We start from the raw sequence: 26,725 nt of genomic DNA, 5'->3' as shown, positions 1-26,725 counted from the left end.
CGCCGTCAGCGTGGTCTTGCCATGGTCCACGTGACCGATCGTGCCCACGTTCACGTGCGGCTTCGTGCGGGTGAATTTTCCTTTTGCCATTTTCTCGACTCCGAAAAATAACTAGATCAACACACTGATATGGGGTTGCAACCCGAAGACTGCAACCCCAAAAACCTGGTGCCCATTGCGGGAATCGGACCCGCGACCTCTCCCTTACCAAGGGAGTGCTCTACCACTGAGCCAAATGGGCGAAATTCAAAAAAACTGTGCCTTGCGTCGAACTGGACTTCTGGAGCGGGAGACGGGAATCGAACCCGCGTCATTAGCTTGGAAGGCTAGGGTTCTACCATTGAACTACTCCCGCATTCGCGGCGCGCCAACGCTTCGAGTTTTCGCTCTGCTTTGTCCTTTTCTTCGCTGGTGGAGAGGGCTGGATTCGAACCAGCGTACTCGTAAGAGGGCAGATTTACAGTCTGCTGCCATTAACCACTCGGCCACCTCTCCGGCGAACCTCGGAATATAGCACGGTTGGGAGGGCAGGTCGATGACAGCCCCCGCCAAAAGTTGCTGCGCCGCAGGTTGCGTCGCGCATTTTACCCGGGCCAATCAAAGGCCCTGTGATTCACGCCAGGCGCGTGCCTGGCCGAAGTGGCCGCAACCGATGAAGGGCACGGGCGGGCGCAGCGCCGAGAGCGGCGAGGGATGGTTCGCGGTCAGCACCTTGTGGCGACGGGTGTCGATCAGCGCCCGCTTGCTCTGCGCGTGCGAGCCCCAGAGCATGAACACGACCGAGCGCTCGCCCTCTGCCACTTGGCGGATCACCGCGTCGGTCAGCACTTCCCAGCCGCGGCCCGCATGGCTGGCCGGCTGGGCCTCCTCCACGGTGAGGCAGGTGTTGAGTAGCAGCACGCCGTGCGTCGCCCACTTGACCAAGCTGCCGCCCGGATCCGGGAACCTGGGCGGCGAGGTGCCCAGATCGCGTTCGAGCTCCTTGAAGATGTTGCGCAGCGAAGGCGGCAGCGCAACGCCCGGCGCCACCGAGAAGGCCAGCCCCTCGGCTTGGCCGCGGCCGTGGTACGGGTCCTGGCCCAGGATCACCACGCGCACCGTCTCGGGCGGCGTGAGCTCCAGCGCGCGCAGCGGCTGCGGCGGGAAGATCACCGCACCGGCGTCCAGCCTCTCGCGCAGGAAGCCGAGCAGCTTCTGCCCGACCGGCCCACCGAAAAAGCCGTCGACCAGCGGCTGCCAGCCTGGCGCGACGGGCCAATCGGCCGGATCGCAGCTCGCCAGCTGATTGGCCAACGCGCTCATTGGAAGAGTTCGGCGAGCGCCTCGCCCGGTTCGTCGGCGCGCATGAAAGCCTCGCCGACCAGGAAGGCATGCACCCCCGCCGCGCGCAGCTTCGCGACCTCGTCGCGCGTCGAAATGCCCGATTCGGTGACCAGCAGGCGCCCGGCCGGCACCTTGGGCAGCAGGTCGATGGTGGTTTGCACCGACACCTCGAAAGTGCGCAGGCTGCGGTTGTTGACGCCGATCAACGGCGTCTTGAGCGTCAGCGCACGATCGAGCTCGGCGCCATCGTGCACCTCGACCAGTACCGCCATGCCGAGCCCCATGGCGATCGCTTCAAAGTCGCGCATCTGCGTATCGTCGAGGCAGGCCGCGATCAGCAGGATCGCGTCGGCACCCATCGCGCGCGATTCGTAGACCTGGTAGGCATCGACGATGAAATCCTTGCGCAGCACCGGCAGATCGCAGGAGGCACGCGCCTGCTTGAGGTAGTCGACGCCGCCCTGGAAGAACTGGCGGTCGGTCAGCACCGAGAGGCAGGCCGCGCTGATCTTGCCGTCGCCTTCGGCATAGCTCTGCGCGATATCGGCCGGGATGAACTCTTCGCGCAGCACGCCCTTGCTCGGGCTGGCTTTCTTGATCTCGGCGATCACCGCCGCCTGGCCGGCCGCGATCTTGGCCCGCAGGGCGCCGACGAAGTCGCGCGTGAGCACGCGGCTTTCGGCATCGAAGCGCACGGCTTCGAGCGAGCTTCTCTTCTGCGCTGCTGCGACCTCTTCGCGCTTGACGGCAACGATCTTCTCGAGGATGTCGGACATGGTTCTCTGCTCTCCCTCAACTGGCGGCGGTCGCCTTGATCAGCTCGGCCAGCTTGGCCTTGGCCGCGCCGGAGTCGATGGCGGCGCGCGCGCGCGCCACGCCCGCGCCGATCGAATCCACCAGATTGGCCGCATAGAGCGCCGCGCCGGCATTGAGCACGACGATGTCGCGCGCCGCGCCGGGCTGGTTGTCGAGCACGCCGAGCAGCATCGCTTTCGACTGCTCCGGCGTCTCGACGCGCAGCGCGCGGTTGCTCGACATCTGGAAGCCGAAGTCCTCGGGATGCAGCTCGTACTCGAGGATCTCGCCGTTCTTCAACTCACCGACCATGGTGGCGGCCCCGAGCGAGATCTCGTCCATGCCGTCGCGCCCGTAGACCACCAGCGCATGCTCCGCGCCCAGCCGCTGCAGCGCGCGCACCTGGATGCCGACCAGGTCGGGATGGAACACGCCCATCAGGATGTTGGGCGCGCCGGCCGGATTGGTGAGCGGCCCCAGGATGTTGAAGATGGTCTTGATGCCGAGTTCCTTGCGCACCGGCGCCACGTTCTTCATGGCCGGATGATGGTTCGGCGCGAACATGAAGCCGATGCCGACATCGGCGATGCATTGCGCGATCTGCTCGGGCTTGAGGTTGATGTTGATGCCCAACGACTCCAGCACGTCGGCGCTGCCCGACTTGCTGCTCACGCTGCGCCCGCCGTGCTTGCTGACCTTGGCACCCGCAGCGGCGGCGACGAACATCGAGCAGGTCGAGATGTTGAAGGTGTGCGAGCCGTCGCCGCCGGTGCCGACGATGTCCACCAAATTCGTGGTGTCGGCCACCTGCACCTTGGTCGACACCTCGCGCATCACCTGCGCGGCGGCGGTGATCTCGCCGATGGTTTCCTTCTTGACGCGCAGGCCGGTGATGAGCGCCGCCATCATCACCGGCGAGCATTCGCCGCTCATGATGAGGCGCACGATGTGCAGCATCTCGTCGTGGAACACCTCGCGGTGTTCGATGGTGCGCTGCAGGGCTTCCTGGGGGGTGATGGGCATGATGAAGTCTCCCTCGGTTGTTTCAGTGAGCGTGAGCTGCCGCGAGCGGATTCTCGGACAGCGCGAGCTTGATGCCAAAGCCGACAAACAGGGCGCCCGCGCCGCGCTCCAGCCAGTGCATGCCGCGCTGCACCGCGCCGACGCGGCGCGCCGTCCAGCCGGCCAGCAATGCCCAGGCGAAGTTCACGAAGATCGCGTTGAAGTTGAACAGCGCGCCAAGCAGGAAGAACACCAGCGGCTTGTTCGCCGCATCGGGCGCAATGAACTGCGGCACGAAGGCCAGGAAGAACAGCGCCACCTTGGGGTTGAGCACATTGGTCCAGAAGCCGCCGAGGAACACGCTCTTCATGCTGGCGGGGCCCGCCGCATCTGCATCGGCGCGCACCAGCGCCGACGGGTCTTTGCCCGGCCGCGACAGCAGCATGCGCACGCCGACCCACAGCAGGTAGGCCGCGCCCAGCCACTTGAGGGCGGTGAACAGGGTGGTCGATGCCGCCATCAGCGCGCTCACGCCCACCGCGGCGGCGGTGATGTGCACGAAGCAGCCGGCCGTGATGCCGATGCCCGCCACGATGCCGGCGCGCGTGCCCGAGCGCAGCGCGCGGCTCACGATGTAGAGCACATCGGGGCCCGGCGTGAGATTCAGCAGCAGGCCGGCTGCGATGAACAGCAGCAGGGAATGGAGTTCAGGCATGGAAGAAGCTCCGGATCGCGCCGATGGCGCGGTCGATACCGGCTGCGTCGACGTCGAGATGGGTCGCGAAGCGCAGCCGATACAAGCCGGTGGCAAGCACGCCGTTTTGCTTCAGGTGCGCCAGCAGCTCGGCCGAGCGCGCTTGCGCCTCGCCCCTCAGGTCGACGAACAGCAGGTTGGTCTTCGGCGTTTCGACCTGCAGCCCGGGAATCCCGGCCAGGCCGTCGGCCAGCCGGCGCGCGAGCGCGTGGTCCTGCGCGAGGCGGTCGATGTGGTGTTGCAGTGCATGAGAAGCAGCGGCCGCCAGCATGCCGGCCTGCCGCATGCCGCCGCCGGCCATTTTGCGGATGCGGTGGGCGCGCGCGATCAGCTCGCGCGAGCCGCACAGTGCCGAACCCACCGGGGCGCCGAGGCCCTTGCTGAAGCAGACCGAGACGCTGTCGAAGCACTGTGCGATGCGGCGCGCTTCGGCGCGCGCCTCGGTGTCGCGCTGGGCGGCTTGTGCAATGGCGGCATTGAAGAGCCGTGCGCCGTCCAGATGGCGGCCCAGGCCCTTGCGCTGCGCCAGTTGCGTCGCCTCTTCGACATAGCTGAAGGGCAGCAGCTGGCCGCCGATCGTGTTTTCCAGCGCCAGCAACCGGGTGCGCGCGAAATGCGCGTCGTCGGGCTTGATGGCAGCCTCGATGTCTTTCAGCGCCAGCGAGCCGTCCGGCTGGTGCTCGAGCGGCTGCGGCTGCACGCTGCCGAACACTGCGGCGCCGCCGCCTTCCCAGCGGTAGCAATGCGCCAGCTGGCCGACGATGTATTCGTCGCCGCGCTGGCAATGGGCCAGGATCGCGCAGAAGTTGCTCTGGGTGCCGGTCGGCACGAACAGCGCCGCTTCGAAGCCCAGCATCTCGGCGATCTGCGACTGCAGCGCGTTGACGCTCGGGTCGTCGCCGAACACGTCGTCGCCCAGCGGCGCTTCGAGCATGGCCTGGCGCATCGCGGCGGTCGGCCGGGTGACAGTGTCGCTGCGCAGGTCCACCAGGGTCGTCATGCTCATGCGGGTCACTCCAGAAAGTTCTTGAGCATGGCATGGCCGTGCTCGGTCAGGATCGATTCGGGGTGGAACTGAACGCCCTCGATGCGCACCGCGGGTGCAAAGCCCGTGTGGCGCACGCCCATGATCTCGCCATCGTCGGTCCAGGCGGTGATCTTGAGCTCGCGCGGGCAGGAGTCGCGCTCGATGGACAGCGAGTGGTAGCGATTGACGCTGAATTTCTCGGGCAGCCCGGCGAACACGCCCTCGCGCGTGGTCGTGATCTCGCTGGTCTTGCCGTGCATCAGTTGCTGCGCGCGAACGATCCTGCCGCCGAAGGCCGCGCCGATCGCCTGGTGCCCGAGGCAGACGCCGAGGATCGGCAGCTGGCCTGCGAACTCCTTGATGGCCGCCACCGACACCCCCGCTTCGGCCGGCGAGCACGGCCCCGGCGAAACCACCAACCGCGCGACGCCGGCGGCAACGCGCTCGCGCAGACCTTCGATCGTGATCTCGTCGTTGCGAAACACCTCGACCTCGGCGCCGAGTTCGCCGAAATACTGCACCAGGTTGTAGGTGAAGCTGTCGTAGTTGTCGATCATCAGGAGTTTCATGGCTTGGCTCCGATCCGATGCACGCCCTTGACCACCGGGAACACGTTGAAATTGATGAGCAGGCCCAGCGGCAGCCCCGACAGCCGCACCGCCGCCTGCGCCTGCGCGCGATGCAGGTCGGTCAATGCATCGACCGCTTTCACCTCGACGATGAGCGATTGCTCGACCACGAAGCCCGCGCGGCAGACCTCACCGAGCGAGCGGCCCTTGTAGCTGGCCGACACCGGCACGTCCCGCACGAAGCCGATCTCGCGTTCGGCGAGTTCGATCTCCAGCGCGGCGGCGTACGCCTCTGCGGGCAGGCCGACGCCGAGCACGCGCTGCACCTCGACCGCGGCGCCGATGATCTCGTGCGAGAAGTCGTTGTTCTGAAATTCGTCGGCCATCACTCGAGCCCTTCCTCGACCAGTTCGGCGGCGCGCAGCAGCGCCCGCGCCTTGGCCTCGGTTTCCTTCCACTCCAATTCGGGCACCGAGTCGGCCACCACGCCGGCCGCTGCCTGCACATGCAGCATCTGGTCCTTCACGATCCCGGTGCGGATCGCGATCGCGACGTCCATGTCGCCCGCATAGCTGATGTAGCCGCAGGCGCCGCCGTAGAGGCCGCGCTTGGTCGGCTCCAGCTGGTCGATGAGCTCCATCGCGTGCACCTTGGGCGCACCGGTCAGCGTGCCGGCCGGGAAGGTGGCCTTGAGCACGTCGATCGCGGTCATGCCGTCTTTCAGCGTGCCTTCGACGTTGCTCACGATATGCATCACATGGCTGTAGCGCTCGACGGCGAAGGCCTCCGTCACCTTGACGCTGCCGGTCTTGGCGATGCGGCCGATGTCGTTGCGCGCCAGGTCGATCAGCATCACGTGCTCGGCGCGCTCCTTGGGGTCGTTGATCAGCTCGGCCTCGGCCGCGCGGTCGAGCTCGGGCGAGGCGCCGCGCGGGCGCGTGCCGGCCAGCGGGCGAATGGTGATCTTCTGCTCGCCCTCGCCGGTGTGCTCCTGCCGCACCAGGATCTCGGGCGAGGCGCCGACCACGTGGAAATCGCCCAGGTGGTAGTAGTACATATAGGGCGACGGGTTGAGCGAGCGCAGCGCGCGGTACAGCGACAGCGGCGACTCGGTATAGCGCTTGCTGATGCGCTGGCCCACCTGCACCTGCATGAAGTCGCCGGCCGCGATCAGCTCCTTGGCGCGCTCGACCGCCGCCAGGTAGTCGGCCTTGGCGAAGCTGCGTTCGGGCGGGTGTGCCTGCGTCGGCCTCACCTGCGGCGCGCTCACCGAGTACTTGAGCTGCTCGCGCAGTTCGCGCAGCCGCCGCTTGGCATTGGCGTACGCCTCGGGCTGGGCAGGGTCGGCATAGACGATCAGGTAGAGCTTGCCGGAGAGGTTGTCGATGACCGCCAGTTCCTCGCATTGCAAGAGGAGGATGTCGGGGCAGCCCAGCGTGTCCGGCGGGCAGCTCTGCTCGAGCTTCTTCTCGATATGGCGCACCGTGTCGTAGCCGAAGTAGCCGGCCAGGCCGCCGCAGAAGCGCGGCAACCCGGGCCTGAGCGCCACCTTGAAGCGCTTTTGGTAAGCCGCGACGAAATCGAGCGGATTCCCCTTGGCCGTCTCGACGACCTTGCCGCCGGTCACGACCTCGGTCAGCGCGTCGTCGCCGAAGCCGCTCGCGCGCAGCAGGGTGCGCGCCGGCAGCCCGATGAAGCTGTAGCGGCCGAAGCGCTCGCCGCCCACCACCGATTCGAGCAGGAAGCTGTGCTTGCCGCCCTCCTTGGTATGGGCGAGCTTCAGGTAGAGGGAAAGCGGGGTTTCGAGGTCGGCAAAGGCCTCGACCATCAGCGGGATGCGGTTGTAGCCCTGCGCGCTGAGGCTCTTGAATTCGAGTTCGGTGATCACGGGTGGGGTCTCCGTCGGCCAGTGACGCTTCGAGGTCGCTGGCGGGGTCATTCAGGTGAGTGGCCGGGTCGGGATGACCGCGGGCCGCGGGCGCACGGCGTGCGCCATGCAATCAAACAGGCAACGACGATGGCGTGCGCCAAGGCCAGGCTCCCCGGCTGCCTTGACCTGTCTGAATGACGTGATGAATGAACATGGAAGCGTGAGTTTAGCCCAGCGACAAGGCCTGTACAAAAAGATACATTGAGGCACTTTAAATTTTTCGCTGACGGAGACAACCCCGATGACCCAGCCTGCCCTGCGGCGCGCGCTCGCGCTGACCACCCTCGCCCTCGCCTCGCTCGCTGCCTCGGCCGCCCCGGTCGAGATGGCCGGCGTCAAGCTCGACGATGCGCTCGATCTCAAGGGCAGCAAGCTGCAGCTCAACGGGGCCGGCGTGCGCTACAAGGCCGTGTTCAAGGTCTACACCGCCGGCCTCTACCTGGGCAAGAAGGCCTCGACCACCGAGGAAGTGCTGGCCGTGCCCGGCGCCAAGCGCATGGCGATCACCATGCTGCGCGACATCGATGCCAACGAACTGGGCAAGCTGTTCACGCGCGGCGTGGAAGACAACTCGCCCAAGACCGAGATGCTGCAGCTGATTCCCGGCCTGGTGCGCATGGGCCAGATGTTCGCCGACCAGAAGCAGTTGAAGGCCGGAGACGCCTTCACCGTCGACTGGGTGCCGGGTACCGGCACCGTGATCTCGGTCAAGGGCGTGGCCCAGGGCGAGCCGATCAAGGAGCAGGCTTTCTTCAATGCGCTGATGCGCATCTGGCTCGGCCCGAACCCGGCCGATTGGAAGCTGAAGGACGCGCTGCTCGGCAAGGGCTAGGGGGCGGCTTCGACAGGCTCAGCCCGAACGGGGTGGGGGTCCGTGGTCCTCGTTACCTCCCATTCGCCCTGAGCTTGTCGAAGGGCTCGCCTCGCCGGCTAGCGCACAAGGTGCACGCGCAGCGCCCCCAGCTGCGCGTACAGCTGCTGCACCGCTTTCGCGTCCAGGCCCGAGAACATCTCGAGCAGCCATTCCTCGTGCTCCTTGGCCATGGCCTCGAAGCTGCGGCGGCCCTTCGGCGTCAGGCTCACGATCCAGGCCCTGCGGTCTTCCGGGCTGGCCGAGCGCTGCACCACGCCTTCGCGCTCCAGCTCGTCGGTCAGGCCGGTGACGTTGCCGCCGGTCACCATCAGGTAGCGCGAGAGCACGCGCATCTTGAGACCGTCGCGGTAGCGGTAGAGCTGCGCCATGTAGTCGAAGCGGGCCAGCGAGATGTCGAAGCGCTCGCGCAGCCGCTTGCGGATCTCGGCCTCGATCTGGGTGGTGCTGGCCAGCATTCGCAACCAGAGCTTGAGCACCGCATGGTCGCCGGTGCCGGCCCGCGCTTCGTGGCCCAGCTCCTGCGCGTCGCTGAGCAGCGCGTGCGAGGCGTCGTTCTGCTTCATGTGACTTCGCCTCCAGACACCGAGATGGACTGGCCGTTGACCGAAGCCGCGCCCTCGCCGCAGAGCCAGCGCACCGCATCGGCCACCTCCGCAGGCTGCACGATGCGCCGCTGCGGATTGACGACCGCGAACTCGGCCAGCGCATCGTCGGCGCTGCGGCCGGTCTTCTGGACCACGTTGGCCACGCTGTCGCGCAGGATGTCGGTGTCGGTGTAGCCGGGGCATACCGCATTGACGGTGACGCCCTTCCTCGCCATCTCCAGCGCCAGCGAACGCGTCAAGCCGATCACGCCGTGCTTGGCGGCCGTGTAGGCCGAGACGTAGGCATAGCCCTTCTGCCCGGCCGTGCTCGCGATGTTGACGATGCGACCCCAGCCGGCCTCGAGCATGTCGGGCAGCACGGCCTGGGCGCAGAGGAAGCTTCCGGTCAGGTTGACGGACAGCATGCGCTGCCAGAGCTCGACCGAAGTTTTCAGGAACGGCGCGCTCTCCGCCGCACCGGCGTTGTTGACGAGGATGGCGATCGGGCCCCGCGCCGCGCGCGCCTGGGCGAACGCGCCTTGCACGGCCTGTACATCGGCCACGTCGGCCGCGACCGCGCCGTGGCCGCTGCCCGCGAGCGAATCGACGACGCGCTGGAGCGCGTCACGGTCGCGTCCGAGCAAAGTCAGCACCGCGCCCTCGGCGGCCAGCGTGCGCGCGATCTCCGCGCCGATGCCGCGCGCGGCGCCGGTCACGAGGGCATGGCGCCCGGTCAGTGAATTTGTTTGCATGCCTGAATGGTTTAGTTCTGAATCATTCTAGTGGCGCGCCGTGTCATGCCTCAGCGCATGAGCCGCCCGCCGTTGAGGTCCAGCGTCGCGCCCGTCATGAAGGCCGCGGCCGGCGATGCGAGGTAGACCACGGCCGCGGCCACCTCCTCCGGCTCGCCGAAGCGGCCGAGCGGAATGCCGGCCGACACCGTGCGCTGCTGCATCCGGCTCATCGCATCGAGCACCGGACTGCGCACCGCCGCCGGCGCCAGTGCGTTCACCGTGACGCCGTGCGGCGCCAGTTCCTGCGCGAAAGAACGGGTCAGCGCCACGATGCCCGCCTTGGACGCCGCGTAGTGAACGCCGGTCGCCGCGCTGGCCTGCTGCCCGGCGATCGACGACAGGCTGATGATCCGGCCCGCGCCCCGCTCGCGCATGTGGCGCCCGGCGATGCGGCAGCCGAAGAAGCTGCCGCGCAGGTTCACGGCCAGCACCTCGTCCCACTCCTCGGTTGTGATGTCCCAGATCGAGGAGTACAGCGTGCGGGCGGCGTTGTTCACCATCACATCGATGCCGCCGAAGTGCTGCACGCCCGCATCGAAGCACAGCCAGAAGGCAGACTCGTCGCGCACATCGAGCTGCATGGCGATGCAGTCATGGCCGTCTGCGCGCAGCGCCGCCGCGGCCGCGTCGACTGCGCCGTCGACATCGGCGAGCACGACGCGCGCCCCCGCCTCGGCCAGGCCGCGCGCGATCGCGGCACCCAGGCCTTGCGCTGCACCGGTCACGAAGGCGCCCTGCCCGGCCAGCGAGAACAGCGGTGCGTCCGGGTGCGCAGCCATGCGATTCAGCCCTTGGCCGGCGGGCGCGCCGCGGGTCCGCGGTCCCAGGTGATCGCGCTCACGCCGCGCTCGCGCAGCTTGTACTTCTGCACCTTGCCGTTCTCGGTGCGCGGCAGGTCGGGCAGCAGGTCGACATAGCGCGGCAGGGCGAAGTAAGGCAGGCGCGATTCGCAGTACGCCAGCAGCTCGACCGGATCGATGCGCTGCCCGTCACGCGCCACCAGCGCGGCCATCACCTCGTCCTCGGCCAGTTCGGAACGCACGGGGTAGACCGCGCAGCCCGCCACGGCCGGGTGGCTCAGCAGCACCTGCTCGACCTCGAAGGAGGAGATGTTCTCGCCGCGCCGGCGGATCGCGTCCTTGATGCGGTCGACGAAGCGGAAGGCGCCGTCGGCATCGCGCACCACGCGGTCGCCGGTATGGAGCCAGAGGTTGCGCCAGGCCTCGACGGTTTTCTCGGGCATGTTGAGGTAGCCGCTCGCGAAGGCGTAGGGTTCATGAGCGCGCAACAGCAGCTCGCCTGCCTCGCCGTTCGGGAGTTCGACATCGTCCTCGTCCGCCACGCGCGCCTGGAAGCCGGGTCGCAGCCACCCCATCACGCCGCCGCGCGGCGAATCAGGCGCGGTGGCGATTGCGAAATTTGTTTCGGTGGAGCCGTAGCCTTCCAGCAGCCGGACGCCGGTGCGCTCGAAGAAGGCCTGGCCCGCCGCGGCCGGCACGCCGGGGCCGAGCCCGGTGCGCACGCGGTGCTCACGCTCGCCGGACCCCTCGGGCTGCGCGAGCAGTATCGGCACCATCGCGCCGAGCAGGTAGACCACCGTCGCACCCGAGGCGCGCATCGTGGACCAGAAGCCCGAGGCCGAGAAGCGCGCCTCGAACACCACCTCGCAACCCGTGATCGCGGCCTGCGCGAAGGTGTTGAGTGCGTTGATGTGAAAGAGCGGCAGCGTGGTGCACAGCACGTCCTCCGGCTCGACGCCCAGCACGTCGGCACTGTTGACGCCCCACCAGTGGTACTGCGCATGCGGGCAGACCACACCCTTGGCCGGGCCGGTGGTGCCGGAGGTGTAGAGGATGGCGAGCGGATCGCCGGGTTGCACCTTCGCCGGCGCGAGCGAGGCGGTTGCGGCGGGATACGGCAGCACGCGAATGCCCGGCCACGCAGCGCGATCGGCGTCCTCGCCCAGCACCCAGATCTCGCGCAGCGAAGTGCGCGCGAGGTCGGCCGCCTGCAAGCGCTCTACGAAAGCCTCTTCGATCACCAGCAGCTTCGCCTCGCTGTTGGAAAGGAAGTACTCGATCTGCGGCCCCATCGACGCGGTGTTGATCGGCACCGTCGAGGCGCCGAGCCAGCCGCAGCCGAGGAACACTTCGAGAAACTCGATGCGGTTGCCGCTCATCACGGCCACCCGGTCGCTGCGCTGCACGCCCGCCTCGGCCAATGCCGCAGCGCGAAGGCCCGCGGCCTGCGCCGCATCGCGGTGCGACCACGACCGCCCCGCGATGCGCAGCAATGGACGTTCGCCGAACAGCACCGCCTGCCGCTGCAGCATCGCGGGCAGCGTACGCTGACCCGGAGGCAGCGGACTCGCCGCTCGCTCATCCGTCGCCATTGGTACCTCCGCCAAGGTAGGTGGCCTGCACGCGCGGATCGCTGGCAAGCTCCTGGGAGGCGCCCGAGAGCGCGATCTCGCCGGTCTCCAGCACGTAGCCGTGGTCCGAACTCTCCAGCGCGGCGCGCGCGTTCTGCTCCACCAGCAGGATCGACACGCCGTCTTCGCGCAGCTTGCGCACGATGGCCAGGATGTCGCGCACGATCAGCGGCGCCAGCCCGAGGCTGGGCTCGTCCAGCATCAAGAGGCGCGGCGCCGACATCAGCGCGCGGCCCACGGCCAGCATCTGCCGCTCGCCGCCCGAGAGCGTGTCGGCGCGCTGCGCGCGGCGCTCGGCCAGGCGCGGGAAGCGGTCGTACACCGACTGCAGCCGGCGCTTCAGGGCATCGCTGCGGAGCCGGCTGCCGAAGGCGCCGAGCTGCAGGTTGTCGAGCACGGTCAGCTCGCCGAAGAGCTCGCGCTTCTCGGGCACCAGGCACAGGCCGCGCTCCACGCGCGCCTCGACGTCGAGCCCGTGCAGGTCTTCGCCCTCGAAGCGCAGCAGGCCCTTGCAGGGCAGCAAGCCCATTGCAGCAGCCAGCAGCGTGGTCTTGCCGGCGCCGTTGGGGCCGATCACCGAGATGATCTGGCCGTGCTCCAGGTTGAGCGACACGCCGCGCACGGCATCGACCTGGCCGTACGAAACGTGAAGGTCCCCGATCTCGAGCATCGCAGTCATACGACGCTCCCGAGATACGCTGCCTGCACGCGCTCGTCCGCGCGCACCGCCGAGGGCACGCCCTCGACCAGCTTGGAGCCGAAGTTCATCACCACCAGGCGATCCACCAGTTTCATGACGAAGTCCATGTCGTGCTCGACGATGAGGATCGTCACGCCCTCCTCGCGCAGCTTGCGCAGCAGGTCGCCGAGCGCCATCTTCTCCTTGCGGCGCAAGCCGGCGGCCGGCTCGTCGAGCACCAGCAGCACCGGGTCGGCCGCGAGCGCGCGCGCGATCTCCAGGATGCGCTGCGTGCCCAGCGGCAGGCTGCCCGCGAGTTCGTGCGCGCGGTCGCCCAGGCCGATGCGGTCGAGCTGCCGCTGCGCCTCCTGCAGGATCTGGCGTTCCTCGGTGCGGTCGAGCCGCAGCCCCGCCTTCAGCACGCCCGAACGCGTACGCGAATGGGCGCCGAGCGCGACGTTGTCCAGCAGGCTCATGTGCGGCCTGAGCTTCACGTGCTGGAAGGTGCGCGCCAAGCCGAGTCGCGCGACCTTGCGCTGCGGCATGCCCGCGATGTCCTGGCCCAGAAAGCGCACCTGCCCGGCCGTCATCGGCAGCGTGCAGGTCAGCAGGTTGAACATGGTCGACTTGCCGGCGCCATTGGGGCCGATCAGGCCCATGATCTCGCCGGCCTTCACGTCGAAGCTGACATCGTTGACGGCCACCAGCCCGCCGAAGCGCTTGACCGCGCCGGTGACCGACAGGATCGGCGCGCCGCGATCGGGCAGCGTGCGATGCGTCAGCGGCGAAACGAGCGGCATGGGCTCGCGAGGCGCCTGCGATCCCGAAAACCGGTGCGTCCAGCGCCGCACGAAGCCCATCAGCCCGCCGCGCGCGAAGTGCAGCAGCAGGATGAAGAGCGTCGCGAAGGCCACCGCCTCGAGCTGCCCGGCGCGCTGGGTCAGCAGGGGCAGCACGTCTTGCAGCCCGTTCTTGAGGATGAGCACCAGCGCCGCTCCGACCAGCGCGCCCGTCAGTTGCCCAAGCCCGCCGGCCACGGCCATCAGCAGGTACTCGATGCTGGCGCGCACGTCGAAGGGCGAGGGGCTGACGAAGCGGTTCATGTGCGCATAGAGCCAGCCCGCGAGGCCGGCGAAGAGGGCAGCCGTCACGAAGAGCGTGAGCCGCACGCGATAGGCATCCGCGCCGACGCTGGCCAGCAGGATCGCACCGCCGCGCAGGCTGCGGATCGCGCGGCCCGGCCGCGACTGCAGCAGGTTGCGACTGAACAGGAAGGCCAACCCGACCAGGCCCCAGATCAGGTAGTAGATCGCGCGCGGATCGGCCAGCGACCAGGTGCCGATGGTCAGCGCCGGAATGTTCGACAGACCGGTGTGGCGCCCCAGCGCATCGACGTTGCCGAAGAGCATCGCGATCGACAAGCCCCACGCGATAGTGGACAGCGGCAGGAAGTGCCCGCCCAGCCGCAAGGTGAGCAGGCCGATGGCCAGCGCCGAGAGACCGGTCAGCAGCAGCGAGAACGCCAGCCCCAGCCAGGGCGACATCCCCTGCGTGGTGCTGAGCCAGGCCGTGGCATAGGCGGCGATGCCGACGAAGGCCGCCTGCCCGAAGGAGGTCGCGCCGCCGATGCCGGTGAGCAGCACCAGGCCCAGCGCGACCAGCGCGCCGATGCCGATGTCGTTCAACAGCGAAACCGTGAAGTTGCCGGCGAGCAGCGGCACCACGGCCAGCGCGACGACGACGAGGCCGATCCAGAGCAGGCGCTTGGAAGCAGGGTTCATCGACCTTCTCTCTGCGGGCTTGCGCGCGGCACCCGCGGCTTCATCGAACACGGGACGCACGACTTCGGGTGTGGGCGCGGCGCTCATTGGTCCACCTCCTCTTCTTCCTCTTCCGCATGCACGCTCAGGAAAGACCGCAGCATCAGCACCGGGATCAGCAGGCTGAAGACGATCACGTCCTTCAGCGCGCCGCTCCAGAAGGAGGCGAAGCTCTCGACCACCCCTACCGCCAGCGCGCCGATGGCGGTCATCGGATAGCTCACCAGCCCGCCGATGATCGCCGCCACGAAGGCCTTCAAGCCGATGATGAAGCCCGAGTCGTAGTACATGGTGGTGACCGGCGCGATCAGCACGCCGATCAGCCCGGCCAGCAGCGAGGCGCAGCCATAGGCCAGCAGCGCCGTGCGCGCCGGCCGGATGCCGACCAGCCGTGCGCCCACGCGGTTGACGGCGGTGGCGCGCAGCGCCTTGCCGGCCACCGTGCGCTCGAACACCAGGAAGAACATGCCGCTGAGCACGATCGCCGCGCCGACCATCAGGATCACCTGTCCGCTCACTGCGAAGCCGTCGCCCAGGGGCAGAGAGCCGCCGGCCAGCGGCTGGGTGCGCGAGCCTTCGGGGCCGAAGAACAACAGGCCCAGGCCCGAGAGCAGGAAGTGCAGCGCGAGCGACACGATCAGGAGCACCAGCACCGACGCATCGGCGATCGGCTGGAACACCACGCGCGAGAGCAGCGGCGCGATCGGCACCACCAGCAGCACCGCGACCGCGATGTGCACCGGCGCCGGCACGCCTGGCCGGCTTGCCAGCCAGGCCAGCAGGCAGGGAATGAGCGGCAGCACGCCCCAGCCCAGCAGGGCCTTGGGGATGCGCGCCGTTTCGCCGCGGCGCACCAGGCTGGCGACCTCGGTCGCCAGCGCGAGCGCGGTGAGCACCACCACCATGCCGATGGTGGGCGGCACGCGCCCGGTTTCGAATGCGGCCAGCGACAGCGCGGCAAAGGCCGCGACGTCGCCGAAGGGCACGAAGACCACGCGGGTGACCGAGAAGATCAGCACCAGCCCCAGCCCGGCCAGAAGATAAACAGCGCCATTCGCCAGGCCATCGATGCCCAGGATCAGTGCCACGTCCGGTGTCATTGAACAGTCCTCCGCTTTGTCTCGCTCTTGCTAGTGCCGGCTCAGTTGGCGAGCTTCCACTGGCCGTTCTCCAGCTTGACGATCACGCGCGCACGCTCGTCCACGCCGTAGAGATTGCCGGGCTTGAAGTTGTAGACGCCGTGCGTGCCCACCACTTCCTTGGTGCTGGCGATCGCGTCGCGCAGGGACAGCCTGAACTCGGGCGTGCCTGGCTCGCCCTTGGCGCGCGCCGCGGCATCGGCGAACACCAGCCAGCCGTCGAAGGAATAGGCCGAGTAGGCGTCGCTGGTCGGCGCGTTGTTGACCTTCTGGAAGGCGGCACGGAAGTCCATGGCGATCTTCTTGGTCGGGTAGTTGGCCGGCAGCTGCTCGGCCACGATCACCGGGCCGGTCGGCATCAGCGCACCCTGCCCCGAGGCGCCGACGACGCGCACGAAGTCGGGGTTGATGAGCCCGTGCTGGCCGTACACCGGCCCCTTGAAGCCTCGCTCAGCCAGCGCCAGGAAAGGCAGCGCGCCCGGCGTGCCGGCGCCGCCCGTCATCACGGCATCCGGACGCATGGCGACCAGCTTCAGCACCTGGCCGGTGACCGAGGCGTCGGCGCGCGCATAGCGCTCGTTGCCCAGCACCTTGATGCCGGCCGCGGGCGCGGCCTTCATCAGGGCGTTGTAGACCAGGTCGCCCCAGGCATCGGAGAAGCCGATGTAGCCCACGGTCTTGATGCCGTCCTTCTTCATGCGCTCGACCACGGCGTCGATCATCAGCTGCGTGGGCTGCGCGACCGTGAAGACCCAGCCGTTCTCGGCCGGGTCGAGCTGGATCGGCGTGAGCCCGATCATCGGCACCTTGGCATCGCGCCCGACCTGCGCCATCGCGATCGCGGCGGGCACGCCGGAGGTGCCCATCAGCACGTCGACCTTCTCCTCCTCGACCAGCTTGCGCGCATTGCGGCCCGCGGTGGTCGGGTCGGAGCCGTCGTCGAGCACGATCAGCTGGATCTTGCGGCCGTTGACCTCCGGCTTGTAGGCGAGCGCGGCCTGCATGCCCTTGGCGTAGGGCACGCCGAGCGAGGAGTTGGGGCCCGAGAGCGACACGCTCAGGCCGACCTTGAGGTCGGCCGCGAGCGCGGTCATCGCGAATCCGGCGGCAAGGGTCGTGGCCAGCGCGCTGTGCGCCAAGGTCTTCATCAAGCTCTTCATGTCGTGGCTCCTGGTGGGTGGAAGGGTGAGCAACTCGCTCAAATGAACAACTGGATGGCCGGCAGCGCGCGGCCGGCGTTGAGAAGGTCGATGCGCTTCTGCCGGATCGCGAAGCCCTCGGGCGTGCGCGCGAGCAGGTGGCGGCAGGTGCCGGCGAGCATCAATTGCTCCTCGCCGCGCGACTCGACGTAGATGAAGGGCGTGGCGAGCGCGACTTCGCCGGTGGCCTCGTCCTCGCGCTCCACGATCGAGCGCTGCAGCACGTGCTGGCAATGGCTCTTCGGATGCTGCGAGTGGGCGCGCGGGTTCTTCAGGCGGTCCACGCGCAGCTGCAGCAGCAGCCGGTCTTCGTAGGCCAGCGAGTTGTGCAGATGCGGATCGGCCTGCGCGGCGCCCTGCAGCGGCACCCAGTAATGGCCGTCCTCGGCGAACAGCGCGAGCCAGTCGTCGAAGCGGCCGGCGTCGAGCAGCGCGGCCTCGGCGGCGATGAAGTCTGCGGGGTCGGTCATGATGCGGGCTCCGCCATGTACTTCGCCCACGCGCGGAACTGGTTGCGCATCAGCAGCTCGTTGGTGCCGTTGGTGGTGATCGTTTCCTGCCCGAGCTCCGCGGTATCGAAGTTGCGATGCAGGCTTACCCATTCGTTGCCCTCGGCCTTCAGGCCCTGCTGAATGCTTTCGAACAGGTGCACGTCGTCGTGCGCCACCACCGACATGGGCGAGAAGACCAGCCGGTTGTAGGTCATCGCGCGCTCGAACAGCAGGTCCGGCGCACCGGCGGCGCGGAAGCTCCAGGCCTCGATCAGCGTGCGGTTCGCGGCCAGCGGGCGGATCACGCGGATCACCTGCGGCGAGCCCTTGACCGACAGGCTGGGGAAGAGCACCGAGTTCTGCGGCGAACGCTGCAGGATCTCCATCGCCCGCTCGGCGCCGTGCGCCTCGCGCATCGCCGCCTCGTAGTCGGGCAGCTGCGCGTAATTCGAGTGGATGCTGAAGTTCACGCCCAGCACGCTGTGGCCGTTGGCGAACACGCGCCCGCCCATCTTGTCGAAGAAGTCGTAGCCCGAGCCGAAGGGCAGGATCTGCTCCATCGCCATCGGCTTGGGTTCGTCGGGCGCACGGCCCTGCCACAGCGCATCGGCCGCCTGCGTGGCCGACTCGTGGGTCGACATCGGATGCACCGTGTCGTTGATGTTCTCGAGGTACATCTTCCAGTTGCAATGGACGATGTTGCGCATCACGCCGCCGCCCGCCGTGAGCCGGCCCTCGGGCGAGCGATCGACCATGTTGTCGATGGCCTGCAGCACCTCGCCGAAGTAGGCCTCGAAGTCCGGTCCGCGATCGGCGATGCGCGTGAAGACGAAGTCGCGGTAGACGACCGTGTGCTTCAGTTCGGTCAGGCCCTGCCCTGATTCGCATTCCTTCAGTCGCGTGCCTTCGTAGCCGGTCTTGAGCGGGATCGCGAGCGGCGCGCCGTCGAGCTTGTAGGTCCAGGCGTGGTAGGGGCAGCGGAAGAACTTGCCCGTGTTGCCGCTCTCGTCGGTCACGAGTCGAGTGCCCTTGTGCGCGCAGCGGTTGTAGAAGACGCGCACCGCGCCGTCGGGCTGGCGCACCATCATCACCGGGCGGCCGGCAAGTTCGAGCGACCAGAAGTCTCCGGTGTTCGGCACCTGGCTCGCGTGGCCGACGTAGAGCCAGGTGTTGGCGAAGAAGCGCTCCTGCTCGAGCGCGAACAGCTCCTCGCTCAGGTAGAGATCGCGGTGCACGCGATCGTCCTGGACGAGCGCGCGGATCGCTTCGGGCCGGTCGCGGTAGGTGGTCATCGTCGTACTAGGGAACCAGCTTCCACTGGCCCTTTTCCATCCGCACCACGACCACTGCGCGCTGGTCGGAGCCATAGCGGTTGTCGGGCTTGAAGTTGTAGACGCCGTGCGTGCCCACCAGCTCCTTCGTGCCGACGATCGCATCGCGCAGCGCCGTGCGGTAGGCTGTAGTGCCGGGCTCGCCCTTGGTGCGCGAGGCGGCGTCGGCCAGCAGCAGGTAGGCGTCGTAGGTGTAGGAGGAGAAGGCATCGGTGGGCATCACGCCGTGCGCCTTCTGGTAGGCGCTGCGGAAGTTCATCGACACCTTCTTGATCGGGTTGTCCGCAGCGAGCTGGTCGGCCACCAGCACCGGGCCGCTGGGCACCTGCAGGCCTTCGATCGATGCGCCGCCGACGCGCACGAAGTCAGCATTGATCAGGCCGTGCGTGCCGTAGATCTGGCCCTTGTAGCCACGCTCGGCGAGTGCGAGGTAGGGCAGCGCGCCCGGCGTGCCGGAGTTGCCGGCGAACACCGCATCGGGGCGGCCCGAGACGATCTTCAGCACCTGGCCCGCCACCGACGAATCGCTGCGTGCGTAGCGTTCGTTGGCCACCACCTTGATGCCGGCGGCGTCTGCGCTCTTCACGAGCGAGTCGTAGGCCAGGTCGCCCAGCGCGTCGGAGAAGCCGATGAAGGCCACCGTCTTCACGCCCGACTTCTTCATGCGCTCGACCACGCCCGCCACCATGAGCGGAAAGGGCTGCGACACGGTCACGGTCCACGCGCCTTCGGCGCCGGGAATGGTGACCGGCGTGGGCGAGATCAGCGGCGTGTTGAGTTCGCGCGCCACGGCCGCGATGGCCATCGCGCTGGGCACTCCCGAGGTGCCGATCAGTACGTCGACCTTGTCCTCCACCACCAGCTTGCGCGCATTGCGCCCGGCGGTGGTGGGGTCCGACGCATCGTCGAGCACGATCAGCTCGACCTTGCGGCCGGCCAGCATCGGATGCTCGGCGATGGCGGCGCGGATGCCCTTCTCGTAGGGGATGCCGAGCGCCGAGATCGGACCTGAGAGCGAACTGATGAAGCCGATCTTGAGATCGGCGGCCGCGGCCTGCGCGGCCGCCAGGGCGATGGCCGCGAGGCCGGCAAGACGTGCGATGTTCTTCATCTCAGGGGACCAGCTTCCATTGACCCTTTTCGAGCTTGACGACCACGCGCGAGCGCTCGTCCGAGCCGTAGCGGTTGTCGGGCTTGAAGTTGTAGACGCTGTGCGTGCCCACCAGCTCCTTGGTGCTGACGATCGCATCGCGCAGCGCCACACGGTAGGCCGGCGTGCCGGGCTCGCCCTTGGCGCGCTGCGCCGCATCGAGGAAGAGCAGCCAGGCGTCGAAGGTGTAGGCCGAGAAGGCATCGGTCGGCGCCGCGCCGTTGGCCTTCTGGTAGGCCGCACGGAAGTCCATCGAGACCTTGCGGATCGGGTTGGAGTCGGGCAGCTGCTCGGCCACGATCACCGGGCCGGTGGGCGCCAGGAGCCCTTCGACCGAGGTGCCGCCCACGCGCACGAAGTCGGGGTTGATCAGCGCATGCATGCCGTAGATCTGGCCCTTGTAGCCGCGCTCCGAGAGCGCGAGGTAGGGCAGCGCGCCCGGCGTGCCCGAGGTGCCGGTGATCACCGCATCGGGACGCAGCGCGACGATCTTCAGCACCTGGCCGGTGACCGAGGCGTCTGCGCGCGCATAGCGCTCGTTCGACACGACCTTGATGCCGGCCGGCTCCGCGCTCTTCGTCAGTGCGTCGTAGACCAGGTCGCCCCAGGCGTCGGAAAAGCCGATGTAGCCGACCGTCTTCACGCCCGACTTCTTCATGCGCTCGACCACCGCGCTCACCATCAACGGCGCGGGCTGCGGCAGCGTGACCATCCAGGCGCCCTCCTCGCCGGGCAGGTTGGCGTTGGCGATCGAGATCAGCGGCGTCTTGGTTTCGCGCGCCACGGCCGCGATGGCCAGCGCGCCGGGCGAACCGGCCGTGCCGATGATGACGTCGACCTTGTCCTCGTCGATCATCTTGCGCGCATTGCGCGCCGCGGTGGACGGATCCGACGCATCGTCGAGCTGCACCAGCTGGATCTTGCGACCGCCCACTTCGGACTTGTAGGCCAGCGCGGCCTTCATCCCCTTCTCGTAGGGAATGCCCAGCGAAGACACCGGCCCCGAGAGCGAGGTGATGAAGCCGACCTTGTAGTCGGCAGCCCAGGCACTCGCGGCGCTCAATGCACCGATGCCGAGGACGATGCCCGCCAGGGCGCGGATGGGGCTTGGAACTTTCATGACGATCCTCCAGGGGTTGAGCTGAGTCTTAACATGATTTATGAAATGTTTAGACCTAAACAATACTAGCGAGACGATGGTGCAATGACAAGGGAGACAACGAGAGGTTTTGCGTTTGGCGCGCGATGCACCGCTACAGCGCGAGACTGCCCACACTGGTGCCGCCGCACACATAAAGAACCTGGCCGGTGACGAAGCTGTTGGCCGGGTCGACGAAGAAACGCACGGCCCGTGCCACGTCGGAGGATTCGCCGAGGCGCTGCACCGGCACCGAGGCCGCGAGCGCGCGTTCCTTCTCGCTGCCGGCCTCCACCACGTCGTAGAACATGTCGGTGCGGATCGGCCCCGGCGCCACCACGTTCACCGTGATGCCGTCGGCCGCAAGCTCCAGCGCCCAGGTGCGCGCCATGCCCAGCATGCCGGCCTTGGTGGCCGAATAGTTCGTTCGCGTGGCCAGGCCGACCGCCGCGCGCGAGGACAGCAGCACCACGCGGCCGAAGCGTTCCGCGCGCATCGCGGGCAAGGCCGTCTGCACCAGCTGGATCGCGCAGCCCAGATGCAACTCGGCCAGCGCGTCCAGGTCATCGAGCTTCACGTCCGCGAGCAGCGCGGGCCGGATCACGCCGGCGTTGTGGACCACGGTCGTCACCTCGAAGCGACGCGCCATCTCGCGCGCGGCTTCGGCGGTGGCGGCACGGTCCATCAGGTCGACCTCGATGCTGTGCAGCTTGGGATGGTCGATCTCGCAGCGGCGCCGCGCCAGCGACACCACCTCGTAGCCCTGCGCGAGCAGGTCCGCGCAGATGGCCTTGCCGATGCCGGCACTGCCGCCGGTCACGGCGGCGACGGGATGCGTGAGATTCATGGTGCCGCCCCCACCAGCGCCAGCACGCGCAAGGGGCTGCCGCTGCCCTTCTCGATCTTGAGCGGCGGGCAGATCAGCACCGCGCCGGCCGGTGGCAGCAGGTCGAGATTGCTGAGGCACTGCAGCCCGTAGCGCCCGGCGCCGTGCATGTAGTAGTGGCAGGGATAGGGCGGGCGCAGGTGGTAGCCCTGGCCGGCATCGGTGCCGATGGCTTCGGAGCCGAAGCCCAGCACGTCGCGCTGCTCGACCAGGAAGCGCACGGCCTCGGTGCTCGGACCCGGCGTGTGCTGCCCGGTCTCGTCGAAGTTCTGGTACGCCTCGGGGTCCTGGCGCTTCGACCAGTCGGTGCGCATCAGCGCCCAGGCGCCTTTCGGGATGCGGCCGTGCTTGGCCTCGTAGCGCTCGATGTCTTCCACCGTCAGCAGGTAATCGGGATCGGTAGCCGATTGGGCGGAACAGTCGATCACGCAGGCCGGCGCCACGAAGTGCTGCACCGGAATCGTGTCGACCGAGTTGTTCGGCAGGTCACGGCCCGAGATCCAGTGGATCGGCGCATCGAAGTGCGTGCCCGTGTGCTCGCCGCAGGAGAAGTTGTTCCAGTACCAGCCGGGTCCGCGCTCGTCGTACTTCGACACTTCCTCGATGCGGAAGGGCCAGCACTGGCCCATCTCGGGCGGCAGCGCGATCTGCGGGAACTCGGGCGAAAGCGTCTGCGTGAGGTCGATCACGCGGATGCGGCCTGTGGCCATCGCGCTCACGAGGCCGCCGAGGATCTCGGCGGTGGACATCAGTTCGGTGGTGGTCGTCATCTCATCCTCCAGCTGCGAGTTCGCGTTCGAGCACCTTCGGGTTGTCGCGCCAGCGCTCCAGCCACTCCTGCGCCACGTCGCCCGGGTAGACGTCCTCGACGCCGTCGCGCAGCGCCTTGACGATCGCATTGGCCAGCGCACTCGGCGCCAGCTTCGGCGGCGGCATGTGCTGATTCCACTCGTCGTCGATCGGCCCGGGGAACAGGTTGATCACGCGGATGCCGGCCGGCCGCATCTCGGCGCGTAGGCATTGGGCGAGCGAATAGGCCGCGGCCTTGGATGCGCTGAAGGTGCCGTGCGGCGGGAAGTTGGAAAGCGCATAGATCGACAGCAGGTTGACCCAGGCCGTCGCACTGCTCACGCCGTCCGCCGAGCGCCCCTTGAGCGCCGGGCCGAACTCCTGCGCCAGCCGCAGCAGGCCGAAGTAGTTGATGTCCATCTCGGCCTTGGCGACGTCGGTACCACGGCGCGCGCCGATGCCGAAGTTGCGATGCACCTCGGCGTTGTTGATCACGATGTCGACCTTGCCGCCGATCTCGCCGGCCAGCTCGCTCACCGAGCGGCCGTTGGTCAGGTCCAGCGGCACCAGCGTGACCTGCGGCAGCGCCGTGATGTCTTCCAGGCCGCCCATCTTCTTCCACGGTTCGGCATGGCCGACCCACACGATGTCGGCACCGGCCTTGACCAGCGCACGCACGATGGCCTGCCCCACTTCGGTCTTGCCGTCGGTGACCAGCGCCTTGCGGAACTTCGGGTCGCTGGTCATCTCGCGCAGCATCTTGTCGTCGGCCATATGGGCACTCCCTTCGTTCGGAAAACCAATGAGGACGGCCTGTCCCGCGCGGTCGAGCCGGGCGCCGACACGCACGCGCGCCGGCGCCTCGCCCACCTCGCCGTGCAGGTGCACCATCAGCGTCGGGCCGGTATCGAGATGCACCAGGCCCAGCCGCCAGGGCAGGCGCTCGCGGAAGAACAGGTCGTTGCTGTGATGCAGCGTGGTGCTGCTGATGAGCTCGCCCTCTCCGCTCTGCTCGCGCCAGTGCAGGCGCGGCGAGAGGCACTTGTGGCAGGCCTCGCGCGGCGGGTACTGCACCGTGCCGCAGTCCTCGCAGGTCTGCAGCTCGAAGCGGCCCTCGGCCGCCGCGGCCGTGATGCCCAGCGCGACGCGGCCGCGCGCCCAGGGCGGCAGGTTCATCTGCCGCGTGCGCAGGACCGGGTTCTTGCGCTTGGGGCGCATCAGGGGCATGGTCATTCCGATCTCCCCAGGATCACGGCGCCGGTGCAAAGGCAGCGGTCGTAGGTCACCATGCCGAAGCCCGCGACCAGGCCGAGCTGCGCATCGGGCACCGTGCGCGGCCCGGCCGTGTCGGTCAGCTGGCGGATCGCTTCCACCAAGCCGAGGAAGCCTCCCGCCGCGCCTGCCTGGCCGGCGGAGAGCTGCCCGCCGCTGGTGTTGTTGGGAAAGCTGCCGTCGAAGGTCATCGTGTTTGCGCGCACGAAGTCCGGGCCCTCGCCCTTCTCGCAGAAACCCAGGTCCTCGAACTGCATCATCACGATGACGGGATAGTCGTCGTAGGTCTGGACGAAATCGAGCGCGGCGGGCCGCACGCCGGCCTGCGCGTAGAGGTCGTCGCGGTCCTTCAGCCAGCCGCCGCGCACCATCACCGGGTCGTCGGCAAAGGCGTTGTGCCGCTCGATCGCGCCGCGGATCACGGCGTGCGCCAGCCCGAGGTCGCGTGCGCGCTCTTCGCTCATCACGAGGAAGGCCTCGGCGCCCGCGCAGGGCATCACGCAGTCGAACAGGTGGATCGGGTCGGAGATCGGCCGTGCGCCTATGTACTCGTCGAGCGTGAGCGGCTTCTTGAACATCGCATGCGGATTGCCCAGTGCGTTGGTGCGCTGGTCCACCGCGATGCGGCCGAAGTCCTCGCGCTTCGCGCCGAAGGTGCGCATGTAGTTGGCGGTGATCATCGCGAAGATGGAATTCGGCCCGCCCGAGCCGTAGGGGTAGCTCGCGTCGCGCGCGAAGTTGCTGAAGCTGCCCAGCGTCTGGCGGAAAGAGTCGACGTGGTTGGTATCGGCGCCGACGCAGGCCACGATGTCGGCATCGCCGGCCTGCACCGCACGCGCCGCGCGGCGCAGGCACATCACCCCGGATGCGCCGCCGGTCGGCATGTGGTCGAGCCAGCGCGGCGAGAGGCCCAGGTGCTGCGTCACACCCACCGCCGTGTCCGGCACAAGCGAGAAACTGCTGAGGCACAAGCCGTCGATCTGCTCCTTCGGCACGCCGCTGGCTTGCACCAGCGCCTCGAGCGCCTGCCCGATGAACCAGTGCGCGGTGCGCGTCGAGTAGCGCACATAGGGCACGGTGATGGGCACGGCCACCGCGACGCCTTCGTAGGACTGCCGGCGCGTCATGCGTGCCTCTTTTTCATGGCGCGGGTGTCGATGCAATGGCCCTGCCCCGGCAGCGCCTGCGCCAGTTCACGCAACTGCCCGCGCTGGATCTTCTGCGAAGCCGTGAGCGGCAGCGCGTCGACGAAAGCCACGTAGCCCGGTGCCTTGTAGTAGGCCAGCTGCGCCAGCGCATGCTCGACGATGCTGGCCGCGATCTGCGCGCGCTCCGATGCGTCGACCTGCTCGCGCACCACGATGCAGGCCAGCACCTCGTCGCCGCGCACCGCATCGGGCGTCGCGGCGACGGCCGAGGTCTTCACGGCCGGATGCTGGTTCAGCACGCTCTCGACCTCGACCGCCGAGATGTTCTCGCCGCTGCGGCGGATCACGTTCTTCTTGCGATCGACGAAGAAGAAGTTGCCGTCCGCATCGCGCCGCACGAGATCGCCGGTATGGAACCAGCCGCCGGCCCAGGCCTCGCGTGTGGCTTCCTCGTCCTTCAGGTAGCCGGAGAAGAAATAGCGCCTCGGGTCTTCGCCGGCGGAGCGCACCAGCAGTTCGCCCGGTGCGTCGCCGATCGCATCCTGGCCTGCGTCGTCCACGAGGCGAATCTCGACGAACTCCTCCTGCCGGCCGAAGCAGCTCGTGCCCACCAGCCGCGGCTCGCGATTCGCCATCACGCAGGCGGCGGCGCCGGTTTCGGTCATGGCCCAGGCCTCGACCAGCGGGAAACCGAAGCGGGCCTCGAAGGGCGCGTGGTTCTTGCGGTCGACGCCGGCGCCGAAGCCCCAGCGAATCGCGTGGTCCTTGTCGGCTGCCGACTCGGGTGCCGACAGCAGCATGGCCGGCATCACGCCCAGGTAGTGCGCGATGGTGGCGCCGCTTTCGCGCACGCTCGCCAGCCAGGTCTTCGGATGGAAGCGATCGAGCTGCACCAGGCAGCCGCCGGCGACCAGCACCACCATGGTCGAGAAGGCCATCGCGTTCATGTGATTGAGCGGCAGCGGCGTGATGACGCGCTCCGCATCGCGCCGGATGCCGCACACGCCGTCGAGCGCGGCATACCACTCGCCGGCGCGCAGGAAGTAGGCGTTGCTCAGGATGCAGCCCTTGGGCCGGCCGGTGGTGCCCGAGGTGTAGAGCAGGCCGCATTCGGTCTCGGGGCCGATCGCTTCGTCGACACGCGGCGCAGCCGTGCGCGCGGGCGGCACTTCGTCGTCGGGCCCCATGGTTGCGAAAGCGACGCCGGTCTGCGCCGCCGCGGCGCGCAGATCGGCCGCGCGCTCGGGCAGGGTCACGGCCAGGCCGATCTCGCTGTGGCCGATCAGGTAAACCAGCTCGGCGGAGCGCATCTCGGCGTTGATCGGCACCACGCTCACACCCAGTGCGTTGAGCGCGAACCAGTGGAACAGGAAGGCCGGCCGGTTCTCCAGCAGCAGGCCGACGCGGTGGCCATGGCCATAGCCCGCCTCTGCATAGGCCACGCGCAGGCGTTCGACCGCTGCCGCGGCCTCGCCCCAGCGGATGGCACCGGCGGCGATGCCGTAGGCCTTGGCGGTCACCGATTCGGTGAACAGGAACTCGGCCTCCGGCGTGCGCGCCGCGGTGGCAGAGAAGACGTTGTGGACGGTGGCGTGCATCG

27 protein-coding genes and 3 tRNA genes are annotated in these 26,725 nt (G+C 68.3%); 1 reads left to right on the top strand and 29 read right to left on the bottom strand.

What is annotated here, in order from left to right; genetic code table 11:
- The 12 genes from BLS74_RS29505 to trpE form a co-directional block, all read right to left on the bottom strand.
- On the bottom strand, window positions 1-90 hold a 90-nt coding region (locus tag BLS74_RS29505), incomplete at its 3' end, for a GTP-binding protein (protein WP_038111923.1).
- A 76-nt stretch (window positions 91-166) separates the two neighbouring features.
- A tRNA-Thr gene (locus BLS74_RS29500) sits at window positions 167-241 on the bottom strand.
- Between the two features lie 40 nt (window positions 242-281).
- Window positions 282-355, bottom strand: a tRNA-Gly gene (locus BLS74_RS29495).
- A gap of 54 nt (window positions 356-409) precedes the next feature.
- Window positions 410-495, bottom strand: a tRNA-Tyr gene (locus BLS74_RS29490).
- 102 nt (window positions 496-597) lie between these two features.
- Window positions 598-1,302: a uracil-DNA glycosylase gene (locus tag BLS74_RS29485; RefSeq protein ID WP_093110874.1), complete on the bottom strand. Its 705-nt coding sequence runs from the start codon at window positions 1,300-1,302 to the stop codon at window positions 598-600.
- Complete coding sequence (trpC, locus tag BLS74_RS29480; RefSeq protein ID WP_093110872.1) at window positions 1,299-2,099, bottom strand: indole-3-glycerol phosphate synthase TrpC; 801 nt, start codon at window positions 2,097-2,099, stop codon at window positions 1,299-1,301. Before trpC ends, BLS74_RS29485 begins: the two co-directional genes overlap by 4 nt.
- A 16-nt stretch (window positions 2,100-2,115) precedes the next feature.
- Window positions 2,116-3,141, bottom strand: coding sequence for an anthranilate phosphoribosyltransferase (trpD, locus tag BLS74_RS29475; RefSeq protein ID WP_093110870.1), 1,026 nt, complete (start codon window positions 3,139-3,141; stop codon window positions 2,116-2,118).
- 22 nt (window positions 3,142-3,163) lie between these two features.
- On the bottom strand, window positions 3,164-3,835 hold the full coding sequence (locus BLS74_RS29470; protein WP_093110868.1) for a LysE family translocator: 672 nt from the start codon (window positions 3,833-3,835) through the stop codon (window positions 3,164-3,166).
- Window positions 3,828-4,880, bottom strand: a complete 1,053-nt coding sequence (gene ltaE / locus BLS74_RS29465; protein ID WP_093110866.1) for a low-specificity L-threonine aldolase — start codon at window positions 4,878-4,880, stop codon at window positions 3,828-3,830. The genes BLS74_RS29470 and ltaE overlap by 8 nt, the downstream gene beginning before the upstream one ends.
- Before the next feature lie 5 nt (window positions 4,881-4,885).
- A complete protein-coding gene (locus tag BLS74_RS29460; RefSeq protein ID WP_093110864.1) occupies window positions 4,886-5,470 on the bottom strand; it encodes an aminodeoxychorismate/anthranilate synthase component II in 585 nt (194 codons plus the stop codon).
- Window positions 5,467-5,856 (bottom strand): GxxExxY protein, encoded by a 390-nt coding sequence (locus BLS74_RS29455; RefSeq protein WP_093110862.1) that lies wholly within the window; start codon window positions 5,854-5,856, stop codon window positions 5,467-5,469. The genes BLS74_RS29460 and BLS74_RS29455 overlap by 4 nt, the downstream gene beginning before the upstream one ends.
- On the bottom strand, window positions 5,856-7,358 hold the full coding sequence (gene trpE, locus BLS74_RS29450; protein ID WP_093110860.1) for an anthranilate synthase component I: 1,503 nt from the start codon (window positions 7,356-7,358) through the stop codon (window positions 5,856-5,858). Before trpE ends, BLS74_RS29455 begins: the two co-directional genes overlap by 1 nt.
- A gap of 283 nt (window positions 7,359-7,641) precedes the next feature.
- On the opposite strand from trpE, the gene BLS74_RS29445 reads away from it, so the two are divergent.
- Entirely contained in the window at window positions 7,642-8,232 is a 591-nt protein-coding gene (locus tag BLS74_RS29445; protein ID WP_093110858.1) for a chalcone isomerase family protein, read from the top strand.
- A 98-nt stretch (window positions 8,233-8,330) separates the two neighbouring features.
- Here BLS74_RS29445 and BLS74_RS29440 read toward each other — a convergent pair whose 3' ends face one another.
- From BLS74_RS29440 to BLS74_RS29360, 17 genes are all read right to left on the bottom strand, one after another.
- Window positions 8,331-8,837, bottom strand: a complete 507-nt coding sequence (locus tag BLS74_RS29440; protein WP_093110856.1) for a MarR family winged helix-turn-helix transcriptional regulator — start codon at window positions 8,835-8,837, stop codon at window positions 8,331-8,333.
- Window positions 8,834-9,610, bottom strand: a complete 777-nt coding sequence (locus BLS74_RS29435) for an SDR family NAD(P)-dependent oxidoreductase (RefSeq protein WP_093110854.1) — start codon at window positions 9,608-9,610, stop codon at window positions 8,834-8,836. Before BLS74_RS29435 ends, BLS74_RS29440 begins: the two co-directional genes overlap by 4 nt.
- 50 nt (window positions 9,611-9,660) lie before the next feature.
- Window positions 9,661-10,431 (bottom strand): SDR family NAD(P)-dependent oxidoreductase, encoded by a 771-nt coding sequence (locus BLS74_RS29430; protein ID WP_093110852.1) that lies wholly within the window; start codon window positions 10,429-10,431, stop codon window positions 9,661-9,663.
- A gap of 5 nt (window positions 10,432-10,436) precedes the next feature.
- Window positions 10,437-12,044, bottom strand: a complete 1,608-nt coding sequence (locus BLS74_RS29425) for an ATP-dependent acyl-CoA ligase (RefSeq protein ID WP_093110850.1) — start codon at window positions 12,042-12,044, stop codon at window positions 10,437-10,439.
- Entirely contained in the window at window positions 12,031-12,762 is a 732-nt protein-coding gene (locus tag BLS74_RS29420; protein WP_093110848.1) for an ABC transporter ATP-binding protein, read from the bottom strand. Before BLS74_RS29420 ends, BLS74_RS29425 begins: the two co-directional genes overlap by 14 nt.
- Window positions 12,759-14,543 carry a branched-chain amino acid ABC transporter ATP-binding protein/permease gene (locus tag BLS74_RS29415; RefSeq protein WP_093110890.1) on the bottom strand — a complete coding sequence of 595 codons (1,785 nt, stop codon included), beginning with the start codon at window positions 14,541-14,543 and terminating at the stop codon, window positions 12,759-12,761. The genes BLS74_RS29420 and BLS74_RS29415 overlap by 4 nt, the downstream gene beginning before the upstream one ends.
- 83 nt (window positions 14,544-14,626) lie before the next feature.
- A complete protein-coding gene (locus BLS74_RS29410) occupies window positions 14,627-15,682 on the bottom strand; it encodes a branched-chain amino acid ABC transporter permease (RefSeq protein WP_093110846.1) in 1,056 nt (351 codons plus the stop codon).
- A 41-nt stretch (window positions 15,683-15,723) separates the two neighbouring features.
- A complete protein-coding gene (locus BLS74_RS29405) occupies window positions 15,724-16,881 on the bottom strand; it encodes an ABC transporter substrate-binding protein (RefSeq protein WP_093110844.1) in 1,158 nt (385 codons plus the stop codon).
- 38 nt (window positions 16,882-16,919) lie between these two features.
- A complete protein-coding gene (locus BLS74_RS29400; protein ID WP_170855765.1) occupies window positions 16,920-17,390 on the bottom strand; it encodes an aromatic-ring-hydroxylating dioxygenase subunit beta in 471 nt (156 codons plus the stop codon).
- The gene (locus BLS74_RS29395) at window positions 17,387-18,703 is read right to left on the bottom strand and encodes an aromatic ring-hydroxylating dioxygenase subunit alpha (RefSeq protein WP_093110843.1); all 1,317 of its coding nucleotides are present in this window, start codon (window positions 18,701-18,703) and stop codon (window positions 17,387-17,389) included. Before BLS74_RS29395 ends, BLS74_RS29400 begins: the two co-directional genes overlap by 4 nt.
- A gap of 7 nt (window positions 18,704-18,710) precedes the next feature.
- Window positions 18,711-19,853, bottom strand: a complete 1,143-nt coding sequence (locus BLS74_RS29390; RefSeq protein WP_093110841.1) for an ABC transporter substrate-binding protein — start codon at window positions 19,851-19,853, stop codon at window positions 18,711-18,713.
- Between the two features lies 1 nt (window position 19,854).
- Entirely contained in the window at window positions 19,855-21,012 is a 1,158-nt protein-coding gene (locus BLS74_RS29385) for an ABC transporter substrate-binding protein (protein ID WP_093110839.1), read from the bottom strand.
- A 133-nt stretch (window positions 21,013-21,145) separates the two neighbouring features.
- A complete protein-coding gene (locus tag BLS74_RS29380) occupies window positions 21,146-21,877 on the bottom strand; it encodes an SDR family NAD(P)-dependent oxidoreductase (protein WP_093110837.1) in 732 nt (243 codons plus the stop codon).
- On the bottom strand, window positions 21,874-22,686 hold the full coding sequence (locus tag BLS74_RS29375) for a cyclase family protein (protein ID WP_093110835.1): 813 nt from the start codon (window positions 22,684-22,686) through the stop codon (window positions 21,874-21,876). The genes BLS74_RS29380 and BLS74_RS29375 overlap by 4 nt, the downstream gene beginning before the upstream one ends.
- Window position 22,687: 1 nt before the next feature.
- Window positions 22,688-23,938 (bottom strand): SDR family NAD(P)-dependent oxidoreductase, encoded by a 1,251-nt coding sequence (locus BLS74_RS29370; RefSeq protein ID WP_093110833.1) that lies wholly within the window; start codon window positions 23,936-23,938, stop codon window positions 22,688-22,690.
- Window positions 23,935-25,104 (bottom strand): thiolase family protein, encoded by a 1,170-nt coding sequence (locus BLS74_RS29365; RefSeq protein ID WP_093110831.1) that lies wholly within the window; start codon window positions 25,102-25,104, stop codon window positions 23,935-23,937. The genes BLS74_RS29370 and BLS74_RS29365 overlap by 4 nt, the downstream gene beginning before the upstream one ends.
- Window positions 25,101-26,723 (bottom strand): AMP-binding protein, encoded by a 1,623-nt coding sequence (locus tag BLS74_RS29360; RefSeq protein WP_093110829.1) that lies wholly within the window; start codon window positions 26,721-26,723, stop codon window positions 25,101-25,103. Before BLS74_RS29360 ends, BLS74_RS29365 begins: the two co-directional genes overlap by 4 nt.
- Window positions 26,724-26,725 lie beyond the last annotated feature (2 nt).

The organism is Variovorax sp. CF079, from assembly GCF_900101545.1.
In the GTDB taxonomy this organism is placed as follows: domain Bacteria; phylum Pseudomonadota; class Gammaproteobacteria; order Burkholderiales; family Burkholderiaceae_C; genus Variovorax.
This window is presented reverse-complemented; position numbering and strand designations above follow the sequence as displayed.